The following is a 16,801-nucleotide window of genomic DNA, read 5'->3' on the forward strand; positions in this document are numbered from 1 at the left end:
CATGACCGAGATCAGACTCGGCTTCGGCCGTGACGCCCTGGCGCAGCAGGCCTGGCGAACGTACTTCGAGACTTCCCAGCGCATCCGCCAGAACCTCGAGACCGAGCTCAAGGAGGACAGCGGGCTGGCCGTCAGCGACTACAACACGCTGCTCCTGCTGTGGGAAGCCCCCGAGCGGACGCTGACGATGAGTGCCCTGGCCAAGCGGCTCGTGTTCTCACCGTCTCGGCTCAACTACCGGATCAAGGTGCTCGAGGACGCCGGGCTGGTGACGAAGACCGAGTGTCCAGACGACAGGCGCGCCCACGATATCGCGCTCACTGACAGCGGTGCCGAGGCCTTCCTCACCGCCGGCCGGCGGCATCGGCAGACCATCGACGAGGTCTTCCTCTCCCATGTCAGCGACGAGGAACTCGAGGTGATCGGGCGGGTGTTCGCGCGAATCGGCAAGGCGCTTCCGGAGTAGGAGTGGAGTAGGACGCGGAGGCGTCTGCCGCCCGGGCCGCGAATGCGATCCATTCGTCTCACAGTGTCATGAGCCTCGAACACGGCCTGAGACTCATGACACAATGTGATCATGTCGATCAAGACCATTGCCTTTCCCAATTCCGAACTCCGCAATCGCGTCATCGCCCGGATTCCGGCACATCAGCGCGCCAATGTCGACCTGGTCGTCTACTCGGACACCGAGAAGTCGGCGAAACTGAGCAAGGATGACGTCGATGTCGTCATCCTGCCCTATATGGGTTCGGCGAAATCGATCGAGATCCTCGACGAGCTGCCCAACCTCAAGCTCGTCATCACCCAGACCACCGGCTACGATCCCGTGGCGCATCTGCCCGAGAAGGGCATCGAGATCGCGACCGCCTCGGGAGTGCACACCGGAGGCACCGCGGAGCTCGCTCTCGCCCTGACCCTGACCAGCCTGCGCGGCATCGACGATGCGGTGCGCTCGCAGGTCTCGCGCACCTGGGACCATCGCCGCCACCGTTCCCTGCAGGACCGACGCGTGATGGTCATAGGCGCCGGCGAGATCGGCGGGGCGATCGCCGACCGCTTCGCGCCTTTCGAGGTCGAGCTGACCCGGGTCGCCACCACCGCCCGCGAGGACGAGCGCGGCCAGGTGCACGGCATCGACGAACTGCCGCAGCTCCTTCCCCACACCGAGGTGGTCGTGCTCATCACGCCGCTGACCGAAGGGACGCACCACCTCGTCGACGCCGACTTCCTCGGCCGGCTCCCCGACAACGCCCTCATCGTCAACGTCGCCCGCGGCAAGGTCGTCGATACCGATGCGCTGGTGGCCGAGCTGAGCACCGGTCGACTCCACGCCGCGCTCGATGTCATGGACCCCGAACCGCTGCCGGAGAGTCATCCGCTGTGGGGCACCCCGAACACGCTGATCACCCCGCACGTGGGAGGCGACACCTCGGCGTTCGAACCACGGGTCGTGCAGATCCTCGCCGAGCAGGTCCGCCGTCTCAACGACGGGGAGCAGCCGGTCAACCTCGTCAAATAGGTCACACGCGGATCACCTAATGCGGTCGGCCGTCGTCGTCTCGGCGGCCGGTCCCGCGACTGCTCTCAGCTGGGGTTCCACCATGCGAGAGTTTGGCATGCGAATGCTGACAGCGGGCGTAGAGTTCCTGCATGAGCATCGATACAGACACCGCCACACCAGACATCAAACCCCGTTCTCGCGACGTCACCGACGGCCTCGAGGCCACCGCTGCCCGTGGCATGCTGCGTGCCGTGGGCATGGGCGACGATGACTGGGTGAAGCCCCAGATCGCGATCGCCACCTCGTGGAACGAGATCACCCCCTGCAACATGTCCCTGCAGCGTCTCGGCCAGGCCTCCAAAGAGGGAGTCCACGAGGCGGGAGGGTTCCCGCTCGAGTTCGGCACCATCTCCGTCTCCGACGGCATCTCGATGGGCCACGAGGGCATGCACTACTCCCTGGTCTCACGTGAGGTCATCACCGACTCCGTCGAGACCGTGATGAGCGCTGAGCGCCTCGACGGATCGGTCCTCATGGCCGGCTGCGACAAGTCGATCCCGGGCATGCTCATGGCCTCCGCCCGCCTCGGCCTCTCCAGCGTGTTCCTCTACAACGGCTCGATCATGCCCGGCACGGCGAAGCTCTCCGACGGCACGGAGAAGGAAGTCACCCTCATCGACGCCTTCGAAGCCGTCGGCGCCTGCCGCGCCGGCACCATGTCCCAGAGCGACGTCGACGCCATCGAACGTGCTGTCTGCCCCGGTGAGGGTGCCTGCGGCGGCATGTACACGGCGAACACCATGGCATCGGCCGCCGAGGCGATGGGCATGTCTCTGCCCGGCTCGGCCGCCCCGCCGGCCATCCACCGTAACCGCACGATGTTCGCCCGGAAGTCCGGCGAAGCCGTGGTCAACCTGCTCCGTCAGGGCATCACCACCAAGGACATCATCACGCGCGAATCGCTGCACAATGCGATCGCCGTGGTCATGGCCTTCGGCGGATCGACCAACGCAGTGCTCCATCTGCTCGCGATCGCTCACGAAGCCGGCGTCGAGCTGCAGCTCGATGACTTCAACCGGATCGGCGACAAAGTCCCGCACTTGGGCAACGTCAAGCCCTTCGGTCAGTACGTGATGAACGACGTGTTCAAGATCGGCGGCGTGCCGGTGATCATGAAGGCCCTCCTCGACGCGGGTCTGCTCAACGGCGACTGCCTGACCGTGACCGGAAAGACAGTGGCCGAGAACCTCGAGTCGATCAACCCGCCGGACCCCGACGGCAAGATCCTCCGGGCGCTGAACAACCCGATCCACGCCACCGGTGGTCTCACCGTGCTGCGCGGATCGCTCGCCCCCGAAGGTGCGGTCGTGAAGTCGGCCGGCTTCGACGCCGACGTCTTCGAGGGCACCGCCCGGGTCTTCGACCAGGAGCAGCCGGCCATGGACGCCGTACTGAACGGAGAGCTGAAGAAGGGCGACGTCGTCGTCATCCGCTATGAAGGCCCCAAAGGCGGTCCCGGCATGCGTGAGATGCTCGCGATCACCGGTGCCATCAAGGGTGCGGGAATCGGCAAGGACGTTCTGCTGCTCACAGACGGTCGCTTCTCCGGCGGCTCGACCGGTCTATGCATCGGACACATCGCCCCCGAGGCCGTCGACGGCGGGCCGATCGCGTTCGTCGAGGACGGGGACAAGATCACCGTCGACATCGCCGCCCGCTCGATCGAACTCCATGTCGACGAGGAGGTGCTGGCCGAGCGCCGGACGACCTGGACGATCCCGGAGAACCACCGCCTGACCGGCGTGCTCGGCAAGTACGCGAAGCTCGTGCAGTCAGCTTCGACCGGAGCGGTCTGCTTCTGAGTCCAACCGGCCCCGTACGGCCCGATGAAACCGGTATGACCGGCTGATTCCGGTTGAGGATCCCCGCCGAGGTGGTGCAGTCGAACTGACTGCACCACCTCGGCGTTTCTGTGCCCGTGTGCCGACCGGTAGATCGTCCGAGGCCGAGTGATCGGCCGAAGCCTAGGGATCGGTCAGGACCGGCGGACTCAGCCGGCCCTGACCGGCGCCGCGGCCGAGCCGTCTCGGATCCACCGCCGGGTCGGACGGACCATGAACCCCATGAAGACGAGTCGGATCACGACCATCCACGCCCAGACGGTGACGGCCTCGCCATGCCCGGCCAGGCCGATGACGAGGAGGCCGAGCACCCCGAGCCCGAGATAGGAGACGACCAGCGCAGACAGTCCCAGCTTCGGGCCGGAGGCGACCTTGAGGAACGAGAACAGGATCCCCGCCCACGGTTCGCACAGCACCTGCGCCGTGACGAGGAGCATGAGCGGCAGCGGGGAGATGTGGATGGCCCCGGTGAGCATGAGGATGAGGGCGAGCACCCCTGCCGAGGTGGTCACCACCGAGGAGGAGAACGTGACCACCCGCAGGTCGGTGCGTCGTACGAGGCTCCCGGTCGCCTCGGCGGCCCCAATGACCTCGCCGACCGCGCTGATCTCGGCCGTCCCGGCAGCTTCGGCGGGGGAGAGTCGGCTCTGCCGGCTCATTCTGCCGCCCACGATCCCGAGTTGTTTGATCGGGACGATGAGCGCGCGCATGAGGGAGACGATGAGGGCGACCATCGCCCCGTCGGCGGGGGAGTGGTGGGAGGCCACGGAGATCGCAACGGTGTAGGTGAGCAGGAAGACGAAGCCGTCGATGGTCGTGAGGAAGGCAGGGAACGGGGAGAAGGCCCTCCAGCCCCGAGCGCGGCCGGGCCGGGCCGCCTGCCACAGGCCGGCCACGATGCCGATGCGGAATTCGCGCAGTCGACTCAGTCGCATGGCGACCGTGAGCAGTCGGACTGCCACGCTCGTGACGCCGATGAGGGCAAGCGCGATGTGGGCGTCGAGTCCGATGACGATGCCGACGATCGCCGAGGCGACCGTGAGTCCCGTGCTCAGCACCGAGACCCACAGTCCGAACCCATCCTGTGCAGCCGACTGGGTGAGTCCGGCGATGACCGCGGTCAGCGGACCGAGGAGGAGAACGACGAGGTAGGGCCACCAGTAGGGATAGAAATACTCGGGGGAGACGCCGAAGATGTGTGGTCCCCACAGGCTCAGGGCCAGGGCGGCCACGGCGACGATGGCCGTCATCGTCAGTGCCGGCCGGAATTCCGCAACGACGAGTGAACGGAGTTCGGCTCGGTCGGAGTCCACTTCTGACGGCTCCGAAACATCCACGCTCGCCTGCACCGACTCAGCCGATCCAGCCGACCCGTCCGATCCAGCCGACTCCCTCGTGGCCCGCAGCGCCCCGAAGGGCTTCGCGCTGCTCATGAGCGTGTGCACGGTGAATCCCGCCGAGGCGACCGAGATGAGCCCGAACACCGACCCCACCGCGCCGATCGTGATCGCGAAGTCCGTACCGTAGTGCGCGCGGGTGACGAGCAGGACGAAGAAGGCCGCGGAGAAGGAGATGAAGGACGAGAGTGCCGCGGTGAAGGAGCGGGCGACGTAGTTCGGGGCGAAGTACCGCATCTCAGCCGCGGCCGCGTCTCAGAGTGGTCGGTGGTCGCACACTCTCACCCTAACGGCTCTACGCTGGAGTGAACCCGAGAGCACCCGAGAAGAGGAGTGACATGCGCATCGTCGTTCTCGATGACTATCAGCAGGTGGCCGGCGGCTTCGCCGACTGGTCGCAGCTCGACGCCGAGGTCGAATTCGTCTCCCGCCCGATGGTCGATGACGATGACCTCGTACGGACCCTATCCGGCGCCGAGGTAGTCGTGGCCATGCGTGAGAGGACGGCGTTCACCGCCGCCCGGCTCGCCCGCCTTCCCGATCTGCGACTGCTCGTGACCACCGGACGGGTCAACGCCTCGATCGACCTCGACGCGGCCAGATCCCAGGGGGTCGTCGTCTGCGGAACCGAGTCGACGATCACCGCGACCCCGGAGCTGACCTGGGGGCTCATCCTCTCCGTGCTGCGCAGCATTCCTCTAGAGGATGCCGCGATGCGCACCGGAGGGTGGCAGTCCACGGTCGGTGGGGACCTCTTCGGGCACCGCCTCGGCGTGGTCGGTCTCGGTCGTCTGGGAACGCAGGTGGCCAGGGTCGGGGCGGCATTCGGGATGGACGTCGTGGCTTGGAGTCAGAACCTCGAGCAGGAACGGGCCGCCGACGTCGGGGCACATGCGGTGAGCAAAGAGGAGCTCTTCGCCACCTCCGATGTCGTCACCGTGCACTACAAGCTCAGCGAACGCAGCCGCAGCCTCGTCTCGAGTGCCGAATTCTCAGCCATGAAGCCGACGAGCATCTTCGTCAACACCTCGCGGGCCGGACTCGTGGACACCGATGCGCTCGTCGGCGCTCTGGAGACCGGGCAGATCCGCGGAGCCGGCATCGACGTCTACGACGAGGAGCCGCTGCCGGTCGACCACCCGCTGCGCTCGGCACCCCGCACGGTGCTCACCCCGCACCTCGGCTACGTCACCGCGGAGACGTACTGCATCTTCTTCACCCAGGCGATCGAGGACATCGCCGCCTGGGCGGCGGGGGAGCCGGTCCGGGTGCTGGGCTGATCAGAGACGACGAAGCCGCCGGAGAGACTCTGCTCTCCGACGGCTTCGCTGTGGTTTGAGACCGAGGCTCAGGTCACTTCGGTGGTTCAGTTCACCTCAGCGGGGTCGGCCGACACACGTCCGCCGTTCTCGAGACCATCGATGGCGTTCACCTCGGCGTCGGTGAGTTCGAAGTCGAAGACGTCGAAGTTCTGGGCCATGCGCTCGCGGCTGTTCGACTTGGGGAAGACGACATGGCCCTTCTGCAGGTGCCAGCGGATGATGGCCTGCGCCCAGGACTTGCCGTGGGCGGAGGCGATCTCACCGATGACGGTGTCCGCGTAGTCGACCTTGCCCTGGCCCAGCGGACCCCAGGCTTCGATCTTGATGTCGTGTTCGGCCAGCAGCGGGCGGGTATCGACCTGCTGGAACTGCGGGTGGACCTCGATCTGATCGACGGCAGGGATGATCCCGGTGTTCAGAATCTCGGGCAGGAAGCGGTGGTCGAAGTTCGACACGCCGATCGAGGTCGTCAGGCCCTCATCGCGGTAGCCAGGGAAGGCTTCCCAGGTCTCAACAGAGTTCTTGTTCTCCGGGGTCGGCCAGTGGATGAGGTAGAGGTCGACGTGATCGAGGCCCAGCTTCTCGAGGCTCTCGCCCAGAGCTCGCTTCGACTCCTCGGCACCGTGGCGGTCGTTCCAGAGCTTCGTGGTCACGAAGAGCTCATCGCGGGCGATGCCGGACTTCGCGATCGCGCGGCCCACGCCCTCTTCGTTGCCGTAGACGGCGGCCGTGTCGATGTGGCGGTAGCCGACCTCGAGGGCGTCGGTGACGATGCGCTCGGTCTCCTCGGGATCGACCTTGAAGACGCCGAAGCCCAGCTGGGGGATCGTCTTGCCGTCATTGAGTGTGAGTGTGGGAACCGTCAAGGTGTACGCCTTTCGTCACGATTGTTCTGGTCCGGTCGGCGTCCGATATGGACGCCGCTGGTGAGCCAGGCGCCGAATCGGACGCCTGAACGAGAATATAACGCCGAGATGGTGACTCCGTATTCCCGAGCGCTGGGACGAGTACCGTCCCTGCTCATCGGGACCTGTGAGCGAAGTACGAGACCTGCGGCTGAGCTGCGTGAACCGTTCAGTCGGTGAAGAGGGCGTGGACGTCGCCGGTGAGCTCTCGACCGCCGAGGTCGGTGAGTTCGAGGACGACGGCCGATCCGACGACCTCGGCGCCGAGGTCGGCCACCAGTGACTGGGCGGCGGTGAGGGTGCCGCCGGTGGCGAGGATGTCGTCGACGAGGAGGACACGTTCGCCCTTCTTGAGCACATCGGGGCCTTCGATCGTGGCCGTGCCGTATTCGAGCGAGTAGGACACCGCTGCTGCGGGCTTCGGCAGCTTGCCGGCCTTGCGGATGGGCAGGATGCCCACACCGGTCATCGCGGCGATCGTTCCGGCGAAGAGGAACCCGCGTGCTTCGAGGCCGCCGACGATGTCGAACTTGCCTGCGAAGGGCGCGATGAGGGCCTCGCTGACGGCACGGAGCGCGGGACCGTCGGCGAGCAGCGGTGAGATGTCGCGGAAGTTCACTCCCGGCTGAGGATAATCAGGAATCGAGGTGATGAGGGTCTGCGCGCGGTCCAGTTCGGTTTTCGTCACGGGCCAACGATACCCGGTGGTGTGGGTGGGTTCGCGGTCGGTCTTGATATCAGCGGCGCAGACGCGCACGCTGTCGTACAGGGAACTCAACGCGACCGGATCGAGAATGGAGGGCGCGATCGTGGAGACCACGTTGGTCGAAGCACTGTCACGCATACCCAGAGCGCTGTTCCTGCCGGCCGGCGAACGCAGCCATGCCGGTGACGATGTGCCGCTGCCCATCGGGCTGGGTCAGACGAACTCACAGCCGAGCACCGTTGCCGACATGCTCGAGCTGCTGGATCCGCAGCCCGGAGAGCGGATTCTCGATCTGGGGTCAGGCTCCGGCTGGACGACGGCGCTGCTGGGTAGCCGTGTCGGAGAGCACGGGAACGTGATCGGTGTTGAGCGGCATGAAGAGCTGATACGACGCTCGCGGGAGGCTCTGACCGATCACGGGGTTGCGAATGCGAGGATCGAGGCGGCGACTCCCGGACGATTGGGGCTGCCGGAGTCGGGTCCCTTCGATCGCATCCTCGTCTCCGCCGGCGCCGAGACGCTGCCGACCGAACTGATCGAGCAGCTGAGGGTCGGGGGAGTCATGGTCATCCCTGTCGCCGGTGAGATGCTGCGAATCGTGCGCACCGGAACCCGCGGCGATGAGTACGCATCTACGAAGCACGGCAGATATCGCTTCGTTCCGCTCATTCGCGACTGATTCGAGATGCCCTCTGCCGTCGGACGAACCAGGTGATCGTCGAGACCAGCGCGACAAAGGCGATCGGAATGACCATGTAGAGACCTGATACCTCCCACTGCTTCGTCTTCCATGACCACGGCAGCAACGGGTGTCCGAGAGTCGCTTCGGCCACGACGAGTCCGCAGACAGCTGGAATGAAGACAGCGGCGAGCACCAGCCCCGACAGCGAGGTCTTCTCTGTGGTCTGGGCAGACGGAACCCTCAATTCGACGCCTCGCTTCCGTGCATAGCGCTGAGTCACGAAGCGGGGAATCTCGAACGAGGTCAAGACCACCACCAGGAGTCCCGCCCACCACAGCCCAGAGGCGATGAATAGCAGTGCGAGGGCGAAGGCCATCCATCTAGTCGCCGTATATCCGCGGGCCATCGCGGCCTCGATGATCCGACGTTCCTCGATTTCGTGTTCGACATCATTGTCGGACTCGGTATCCACGTGTGACCTCCTCATGGCCTCGATTCCTCCGCTGAACAACAACATACATTGCTGGGAAGCGCGAGTCGATCAGACCAACGAGTCCTTCCACGCCCGGTGGAGCTGGGCGAAGCGGCCGGTGCCGGAGATGAGCTCATTCGGTGTGCCGTCCTCGATGATCCGACCGGCATCCATGACAAGGACTCGGTCCGCGATCTCCACAGTCGAGAGGCGGTGGGCGATGATGATCGCGGTCCGCCCCTCGAGCACGGTGGCCAGAGCATTCTGGACCAGCCTCTCGGACGGGATGTCGAGGTGCGCGGTCGCCTCGTCGAGGACGACTACGGCAGGATCGGCCAGGAACACGCGAGCGAATGACACGAGCTGCCGCTGCCCGGAGCTCAGCCGCCCGCCGCGCTTCTTCACATCGGTGTCATAGCCGTTCGGCAGATTGCGGATATAGGCGTCGAGACCCACCGCCGTGGCCGCGGCGACCACGGCCTCGTCATCGGCGTCCGGGTTGCCGATCCGGATGTTGTCCGCGATCGTGCCGGCGAACAGGAAGGACTCCTGCGTAACCATGACGACGTTGGCCCGCAGTTCGGCGTCGTCGAGATCCCGCAGGTCCACCTCGTCGATGGTGATCCTGCCCTCCGAAGGATCGTAGAACCGAGTGACGAGCTTGACGAGGGTCGATTTGCCGGCACCGGTGGCACCGACCAGCGCAACGATCTGCCCGGCGGGAATCCGCAGGTCGAAGCGGGGGAGCACGTCTTCGCCGTCGCCGTATGAGAAGCGGACATGGGTGAGATCGACCGAGCGGCCGGCGCTCTGCTCCCGGACAGGAAGGTGCGTGGGCTGGGTGGGAGGAACCACCTCGGGGTCGGTGTCGAGGACCGCTGCGATCTTCTCCAGGGCCGCCGAGGCGGACTGATAGAGGTTGAACGCCTGCACCAGTTCATCGAGCGGTCCGTAGAAGCGGCGCAGGTAGAGGATGAACGCGGCGAGCACCCCGACCTGGGTCCAGCCCTCGATGACGAGCCACGCGCCGACGACGATGATCACCGTCTGGGTGACATTGCCGACCAACCGGGTCCACCCGGCGAACCAGGCGACGCCGCGCAGCGCATCGGTGTTCGCATCACGATACTGCGAATCCTGCCGACGCAGGGTGCCGCGGCGATCGGGCTGACGGCGGTAGGCCTGCACCGCGCGGATCCCGCCCATCGTCTCGACGAAGTGGACGATGACCCGCGCGATCGACGTCCTCGTCCGCCGATAGGCGTTGCGCTGCGTCGAATGCGCGGCCTTCGTGATGAAGAACAGCGGGATGAACCCGACGAAGACGACGATCGCCAAAGGGACATCCAGGACGACGAGGGTGACCGCGATGAAGACCATCTGCAGCAGCGCCAGTGCCGTCTCGAACAGGGAATAGGAGAGGAACTGCTGGACCGACTCCATGTCCGAGGTCTGCCGCGAGACCAGACGTCCCGACGTCGACTTCTCGTGATAGCCCAAGTCGAGACGCTGCACATGTGTGAACACCCGAGCACGGAGCGTGAAGAGGATCTTCTGCGCCGTGATCCCGACCAGGCGCGTCGAGGTGAACGCCAGAATCGCCGATGCCACCGCCGAGGCGATGAATGCGGCGATCGCCCCGATGAGCGGTCCCGTGTCACCGTCTACGGCGCGGGGAACGCCCTCATCGAGGGCAGCGGCGATGAACACCGGACCGATGACCATGGCCAGGGCGGTGAGGACGACGATGACGGCGAGGAAGATCGCCATTCCCAGGTGCGGGCGGACCATCGACTTCAGCAGCGCCCGGGCCTTGACAGCGATGTCCGGAGGCAGCTGTTCGACCTCGTCGTCGCGATCCAGACGCGGCGTGCTCATTCGTCTCCTCCGTCCCTCGTGTGGGCTTCCGTCATGCTGAGATCGCGGGACCCGCCGTCCCCGGCTTCCCGGATCACCTCGACCCGGTTGGCCGTGGCGGATGCGCTCGCCGAGGTGGCCCAGCCCGACTCCTCGTGCGAGCCCGGCTCTTCAGCTGCGGAGGCGACGGCGCTCGCCCCCATCAGCTCGCGATAGAGCGGAGAGGAGAGGAGCAGCTCCTCATGCGTGCCCTGTGCTGCGATCCGCCCGCCGTCGAGGACCGCGACGACGTCGGCAAGAGCCGCGGTCGAGGGACGGTGGGCGATGATGAGCGTCGTCGAATCGGGCAGGATCTCACGCAAGGCCAGCTGCACCCGGTCCTCGGTGTCGACGTCCACGGCCGAGAGCGGGTCGTCGAGGACGAGGATCCGCGGCTTGCCGATGACCGCGCGTGCCAGGGCCAGTCGCTGCCGCTGACCGCCGGAGAGCGAGAGCCCCTGTTCTCCGACCTGAGTATCCAGGCCTTCGGGCAGGTGGGAGACGAAGTCCTTCGCAGCGGCGATCTCGAGGGCCTGCCAGATCGCCTTGTCGTCGGAGCCCGGGGCACCCATCTCCACGTTCTCGGCCACCGAGGCGGAGAACAGGATCGGATCTTCGAAGGACACCGAGACGAGATGGCGCAGTTCGTTGACCGGCAGGTTCCGGATGTCGACGCCGTCGATGCGCACCACACCTCCGGTGACGTCCTGCAGGCGCGGTACGAGAGAGGCCAGAGTGGTCTTCCCCGACCCGGTCGCCCCGACGACGGCCATGGTCTGCCCGGGCTCGATGCGCAGGTCGAGACCAGACAGGGTCTCACGCTCGGTGTCCGAGAAATGGAAGTCGACATCGTCGAAGACGAGCTCGCCGCGGTACTTCCCGACATCGGGATCGTCGACGAACCGACCATCGGCATCAGTGATGTCGCGCCTGATGTCGATGACCTCCCAATAGCGGGCCGCGGCCGTGAGCGACATGAGCGCATCGGCGAGGAGGAAGCCGAGCATCTCGATGGGCATTCGCAGCACCATCGAGATCGTCACTCCGGCCACCACGGTGCCCACTGTCGTCCACCCGGCGACGACGCCCCAGGTGCCGATCGCCACGATCGCGGCCTGGGCCAGGGTCGGCAGGAAGATGAGGACGGACCAGAACCACGAGTCGAGCTTGGCCTTGCGGACCTCCAGGTCTTTGAACTTCGTCGAGACGAGGCCGAAGCGTGCAGCCGCCCAGGGGGAGCGGCCGAAGGACTTGAGGATGCGGATGCCCTGGATCGACTCCTCGACCTCGGTGGTGATCTCGCCGATCGTGTCCTGTGACCGTCGAGAGGCATCCCGATACTTCTTCTCGAAGATCGACACCGACACGATGGTCGGCACCGCCATGACGATCATGATGAAGCCGAAGACCGGCTGCAGGGAGGTGAGCATGATCGTGCCGACGAGGATGACGATCGGGGTCGAAGCGAGGAAGGGCAGGCCGAAGGCGAAGAAGCGGCGCAGCTGCGAGAGATCGTTGGTTGCGCGCGAGAGCAGCTGTCCGGACTCCCAGGAGTCGTGGATGGCCACCGAGGTGTACTGCAGCCGGTCGAACAGACGTGCCCGCCAGGTGATCTCCCAGGTCGAGACCACGGGCGCGACGATCATCCGTCTGGCCCACATGCCCACCGCCTCGGCGATGCCGATGGCGAGCACGCCGAGCACCGGCCACCACAGTGCGGAGAAGTCACGCTCGGCGATCGGTCCGTCGATGATGTATCCGGTGATCATCGGCACGACCAGCTGGATCCCGTTGGCCAGCAGGGTGAGCACGAGCACGAAAGCGTACACCCCGATGCGAGAACGGAGATCGGGCCAGAAGCGGAGGAGGGGGCGCACGAGACAAGAGCCTAGTGCGACGGCGTGTCGGAGTCTACGGATCGCACAATCGGGCTTCCCTTTTCTCTGACCGCTGAATCGCCTGGCCACTGACCGTCAGGCCGACGGGTCCCGAACCGGTCGCTCGCGCTCGCCGACGAACCCCCGCCTCGGCGCCGGTCTCACCGATCAAGCAACCATCATCCCGATATTCGAGACGATCGATTGCGAGGTTTGACACCCCGAACACGCGCGGTGAACTATTGAGCCATGAACAACCTTCTTGTCGTCGTCATTACCCAGCGCGCGGATCATCCGTAGCCTGTCGACACGACACGTTCCGCGCGCCCCTACCGAAACCGGAGGGGCTTTTTTCATGCGGAGACGAGAAGGAAAACCAGGAAGGATAGGAAACGATGGCAGCCACGCCCTCGGCCAAGGCGGCATCCGGAACTTCGCCCGGAGCCACCCCGGTCACCGCCACACCGTCCAGCATTCGGCGCACGACGACGCCGGAGGTCCTCACAGGCGCGCAGGCAATCGTCCGCAGCCTTGAGAAGCTCGAGGTCGACACGGTCTTCGGACTGCCCGGCGGCACCATCCTCCCGACCTACGATCCCCTCTTCGAGACCGACAAGATCCGCCACATCCTCGTCCGCCACGAACAGGGCGCCGGCCATGCGGCCGAAGGATACGCGGCCGCCTCGGGCAAGCTCGGCGTATGCATCGCCACCTCCGGTCCTGGTGCGACCAACCTCATCACGGCCCTGGCCGATGCGCACATGGACTCGGTCCCGGTGCTCGCGATCACCGGCCAGCAGAGCTCGAAGCTGCTCGGCACCGACGCCTTCCAGGAGGCTGACATCGTCGGCATGACGATGCCGGTGACCAAGCACAGCTTCCTCGTCACCCGGGCCGAGGACATTCCCGAAGCCATCATCAATGCCCATCACATCGCCACCACCGGGCGCCCTGGCCCCGTTCTCGTCGACATCACCAAGGATGCGCAGACCGGGACGGCGCCGTTCGTCTGGCCCGAGGAGCCGCAGCTGCCCGGCTACCGGCCCGTGCTCAAACCCCACGCGAAGCAGATCCGGGAGGCCGTGCGCCTGATCTCGGAAGCTCAGCGCCCGGTGTTCTACATCGGCGGCGGCGTCATCCGCTCGCAGGCGGAGAAGGAGCTGCTCAAACTCGCCGAGGCGACGAAGATCCCCGTGGCCACGACCCTGATGGCCCGAGGTGCGTTCCCCGATTCGCACCCCCAGCACCTGGGCATGCCCGGCATGCACGGCAGTGTGCCCGCCGTGACCTCGTTCCAGAAGTCGGATCTGCTCATCGCCATCGGCGCACGCTTCGATGACCGGGTGACCGGCAACCTCGATTCCTTCGCGCCGAATGCGAAGGTCATCCACGCCGACATCGACCCGGCCGAGATCGGGAAGAACCGTGAGGTCGAGGTCGCCATCGTCGGTGACGCCCGCGAAGTGCTCTCCGAGATGCTCGTCGAGCTCAAGGGCAAGTTCCCCAAGGCCCTCGAGCGGGAGCGCGAGCCCTGGTGGCGCTTCATCGACCGGCTCAAGACCACCTACCCGCTGGGCTACTCCTCGCATGGTGAGCTGTGCGATCCGCAGTACGTGATCTCCCGGATCTCCGCACTCACCGGACCCGAGGCGGTCTATGCCGCAGGCGTCGGCCAGCACCAGATGTGGGCCGCGCAGTTCGTCGAGTTCGAACGTCCGAAATCGTGGCTGAACTCCGGAGGGCTGGGCACCATGGGCTACTCCGTACCCGCGGCCATGGGCGCCAAGGTCGCCGAGCCCGACCGGGTCGTGTGGGCGATCGACGGCGACGGCTGCTTCCAGATGACGAACCAGGAACTGGCGACCTGCGCGCTCAACAACATCCCGATCAAGGTCGCGATCATCAACAACTCCTCCCTCGGCATGGTCCGCCAGTGGCAGACCCTGTTCTACGACGGCCGGTACTCCAACACCGACCTCAACACTGGGCACGAGACGATCCGGATCCCCGACTTCGTCAAGCTCGCCGAGGCGTATGGCTGCGAGTCGCTGCGCGTCGATCGCAATGAGGACGTCGACTCGGCGATCGAGAAGGCGCTGTCGATCAACGACCGCCCGGTCGTCCTCGACTTCACGGTTCCGCCGGATGCGATGGTCTGGCCGATGGTCGCCGCCGGAGTCTCGAACGACGAGATCGAATACGCCCGCGGCGTCCGCCCCGAGTTCGACGGCGAGGGCGATGAGCAGGCCGAGGAGCAGATCATCGCCGAAGCCGGCGCAGAAGAAGACGGCACGGTTCGCTCCGTGGCTCAGATCGAAGGAGGCCTGGAATGAACAGCCGACACACACTCTCGGTCCTGGTCGAGAACAAACCGGGCGTGCTGGCCCGCCTGACCGGACTCATCGCCCGTCGCGGATTCAACATCCACAGCCTCGCCGTGGGTGTGACCGAACACGAGGCACTCTCACGCATCACCGTCGTCGTCGACGTCGAGGATGTGCCCCTCGAGCAGGTGACGAAGCAGCTGAACAAGCTCGTCAACGTCATCAAGATCGTCGAACTCGAGGCCGAGAGCTCGGTACGCCGGGCCCACGTCATCTACAAGGTCAAGGCCAACGCTTCGACCCGACCCCAGGTGGCGTCCGCTGTGGACATGTTCCGGGCGAAGATCGTCGATGTCTCGACCGACTCGGTCAGCGTCGAGGTCACCGGTGAGCAGGGCAAGGTCGACGCTCTCCGCGACGTCCTCGAGCCCTTCGGGATCAAGGAGATCGTCCAGTCGGGCATGGTGGCCATCGGCCGCGGTTCGAAGTCGATCACCGATCGTGCCCTGCGGGGCTGAGCCGATAGGAGCCCCGCCGAGGCGGGGGTGACGGTCCGCGATCCGCGTTCCATTTCGTGGAACGGCAAGAATCTCAATAGATGAACTGCAGTACCGAACTGTGAAACAATGGGGGAGTACCCCCGAACTCTTGAAGGAGCTAAGAAACCATGGCAGCAGAACGCTATTACGACGACGATGCCGACCTGTCCGTCATCCAGGGCAAGAAGGTCGCCGTCATCGGCTACGGCAGCCAGGGCCACGCGCACTCGCTGAGCTTGCGCGACTCGGGCGTCGAGGTTCGCATCGGCCTCAAGGAAGGTTCCTCGAGCCGCGACAAGGCCGCTGCCGAAGGCCTTGAGGTCGGCACCCCCGCCGAGGTGGCCGCATGGGCCGATGTCATCACCATCGCCGCTCCCGACCAGGTTCAGGCCGAGATCTACAACAACGAGATCAAGGATCAGCTGGCACCGGGCAAGACCCTCGTCTTCATCCACGGCTTCAACATCCGCTTCGACTACATCCAGGCACCCGAGGGCGTCGACGTCATCATGGTCGCCCCGAAGGGACCCGGCCACGTCGTCCGCCGCGAATATGTCGACGGACGCGGCGTGCCCGTGCTCGTCGCCGTCGAGGTCGACGCCTCCGGCAAGGCCTGGGACACCGTGCTCTCCTACGCGAAGGGCATCGGCGGCCTGCGCGCCGGCGGCATCAAGACCACCTTCACCGAGGAGACCGAAACCGACCTGTTCGGTGAGCAGACCGTCCTCTGCGGCGGCGTCTCCCACCTCGTGCAGTACGGCTTCGAGACCCTGACCGAAGCCGGCTACCAGCCCGAGATCGCCTACTTCGAGGTCCTCCACGAGCTCAAGCTCATCGTCGACCTGATGGTCGAGGGCGGCATCGCCAAGCAGCGTTGGTCCTGCTCCGACACCGCCGAGTACGGCGACTACGTCTCCGGCCCGCGGGTTATCACCCCCGAGGTGAAGGAGAACATGAAGGGCGTCCTCGACGACATCCAGAACGGCAAGTTCGCCGAGCGCTTCATGAACGACCAGAAGAACGGTGCGGCAGAGTTCAACGAGCTGCGCGCCAAGGAAGAGAAGCACCCGATCGAGTCGACCGGCCGCGAACTGCGCAAGATGTTCGCCTGGCTCAAGGACTCCGAGGACGACTACACCGAGGGCACTGCCGCTCGCTGATCAGTCGGGAGTTTGCGTACGCGGAGCACCGATCGCACCGAGACCCCGGGAGTCACACGATTCCCGGGGTCCCGCTTTGCCCTGTCACGGCCATGGCCGACCGGCCGGTCGGTGCCGCT

14 protein-coding genes are annotated in these 16,801 nt (G+C 65.8%); 8 read left to right on the forward strand and 6 right to left on the reverse strand.

Annotated features, from left to right (window positions below):
• Nucleotide 1: 1 nt before the first annotated feature.
• The 3 genes from ACH82I_RS16645 (at nt 2) to ilvD (ending at nt 3,363) form a co-directional block, all read left to right on the forward strand.
• A complete protein-coding gene (locus ACH82I_RS16645; RefSeq protein ID WP_230744984.1) occupies nt 2-466 on the forward strand; it encodes a MarR family winged helix-turn-helix transcriptional regulator in 465 nt (154 codons plus the stop codon).
• 111 nt (nt 467-577) lie between these two features.
• On the forward strand, nt 578-1,519 hold the full coding sequence (locus ACH82I_RS16650) for a 2-hydroxyacid dehydrogenase (protein WP_413334213.1): 942 nt from the start codon (nt 578-580) through the stop codon (nt 1,517-1,519).
• Nucleotides 1,520-1,650: 131 nt separating this feature from the next.
• Nucleotides 1,651-3,363 carry a dihydroxy-acid dehydratase gene (ilvD, locus tag ACH82I_RS16655; protein WP_413334214.1) on the forward strand — a complete coding sequence of 571 codons (1,713 nt, stop codon included), beginning with the start codon at nt 1,651-1,653 and terminating at the stop codon, nt 3,361-3,363.
• A gap of 188 nt (nt 3,364-3,551) precedes the next feature.
• Here the strand turns inward: ilvD and ACH82I_RS16660 are convergent, their stop codons facing one another.
• Complete coding sequence (locus ACH82I_RS16660; RefSeq protein ID WP_413334216.1) at nt 3,552-5,036, reverse strand: hypothetical protein; 1,485 nt, start codon at nt 5,034-5,036, stop codon at nt 3,552-3,554.
• A 101-nt stretch (nt 5,037-5,137) separates the two neighbouring features.
• Here ACH82I_RS16660 and ACH82I_RS16665 point away from each other — a divergent pair, with 101 nt between their 5' ends.
• A complete protein-coding gene (locus ACH82I_RS16665; protein WP_413334217.1) occupies nt 5,138-6,079 on the forward strand; it encodes a D-2-hydroxyacid dehydrogenase family protein in 942 nt (313 codons plus the stop codon).
• Nucleotides 6,080-6,165: 86 nt separating this feature from the next.
• Here ACH82I_RS16665 and ACH82I_RS16670 read toward each other — a convergent pair whose 3' ends face one another.
• Both ACH82I_RS16670 and ACH82I_RS16675 read right to left on the reverse strand, forming a co-directional pair.
• Complete coding sequence (locus ACH82I_RS16670; protein WP_230744989.1) at nt 6,166-6,987, reverse strand: aldo/keto reductase; 822 nt, start codon at nt 6,985-6,987, stop codon at nt 6,166-6,168.
• 208 nt (nt 6,988-7,195) lie between these two features.
• Nucleotides 7,196-7,714: an adenine phosphoribosyltransferase gene (locus tag ACH82I_RS16675; RefSeq protein ID WP_413334218.1), complete on the reverse strand. Its 519-nt coding sequence runs from the start codon at nt 7,712-7,714 to the stop codon at nt 7,196-7,198.
• 121 nt (nt 7,715-7,835) lie between these two features.
• On the opposite strand from ACH82I_RS16675, the gene ACH82I_RS16680 reads away from it, so the two are divergent.
• Complete coding sequence (locus tag ACH82I_RS16680; protein WP_413334219.1) at nt 7,836-8,411, forward strand: protein-L-isoaspartate O-methyltransferase family protein; 576 nt, start codon at nt 7,836-7,838, stop codon at nt 8,409-8,411.
• Here the strand turns inward: ACH82I_RS16680 and ACH82I_RS16685 are convergent.
• The 3 genes from ACH82I_RS16685 to ACH82I_RS16695 form a co-directional block, all read right to left on the reverse strand.
• On the reverse strand, nt 8,398-8,886 hold the full coding sequence (locus tag ACH82I_RS16685; protein WP_413334221.1) for a hypothetical protein: 489 nt from the start codon (nt 8,884-8,886) through the stop codon (nt 8,398-8,400). The two genes, ACH82I_RS16680 and ACH82I_RS16685, sit on opposite strands and share 14 nt — an antisense overlap.
• Nucleotides 8,887-8,955: 69 nt before the next feature.
• Entirely contained in the window at nt 8,956-10,764 is a 1,809-nt protein-coding gene (locus ACH82I_RS16690; protein ID WP_413334222.1) for an ABC transporter ATP-binding protein, read from the reverse strand.
• Nucleotides 10,761-12,659 (reverse strand): ABC transporter ATP-binding protein, encoded by a 1,899-nt coding sequence (locus tag ACH82I_RS16695; protein ID WP_413334224.1) that lies wholly within the window; start codon nt 12,657-12,659, stop codon nt 10,761-10,763. Before ACH82I_RS16695 ends, ACH82I_RS16690 begins: the two co-directional genes overlap by 4 nt.
• A gap of 395 nt (nt 12,660-13,054) precedes the next feature.
• Between ACH82I_RS16695 and ACH82I_RS16700 the strand changes: the two genes are divergently transcribed.
• From ACH82I_RS16700 to ilvC, 3 genes are all read left to right on the forward strand, one after another.
• Nucleotides 13,055-14,992, forward strand: a complete 1,938-nt coding sequence (locus ACH82I_RS16700) for an acetolactate synthase large subunit (RefSeq protein WP_413334226.1) — start codon at nt 13,055-13,057, stop codon at nt 14,990-14,992.
• Nucleotides 14,989-15,501: an acetolactate synthase small subunit gene (ilvN, locus tag ACH82I_RS16705; protein ID WP_413334228.1), complete on the forward strand. Its 513-nt coding sequence runs from the start codon at nt 14,989-14,991 to the stop codon at nt 15,499-15,501. Before ACH82I_RS16700 ends, ilvN begins: the two co-directional genes overlap by 4 nt.
• Nucleotides 15,502-15,650: 149 nt before the next feature.
• On the forward strand, nt 15,651-16,682 hold the full coding sequence (gene ilvC, locus ACH82I_RS16710; RefSeq protein ID WP_413334229.1) for a ketol-acid reductoisomerase: 1,032 nt from the start codon (nt 15,651-15,653) through the stop codon (nt 16,680-16,682).
• Nucleotides 16,683-16,801 lie beyond the last annotated feature (119 nt).

The sequence above is a fragment of the Brevibacterium sp. GP-SGM9 genome (assembly GCF_047300845.1).
Classification (GTDB): Bacteria; Actinomycetota; Actinomycetes; order Actinomycetales; family Brevibacteriaceae; genus Brevibacterium.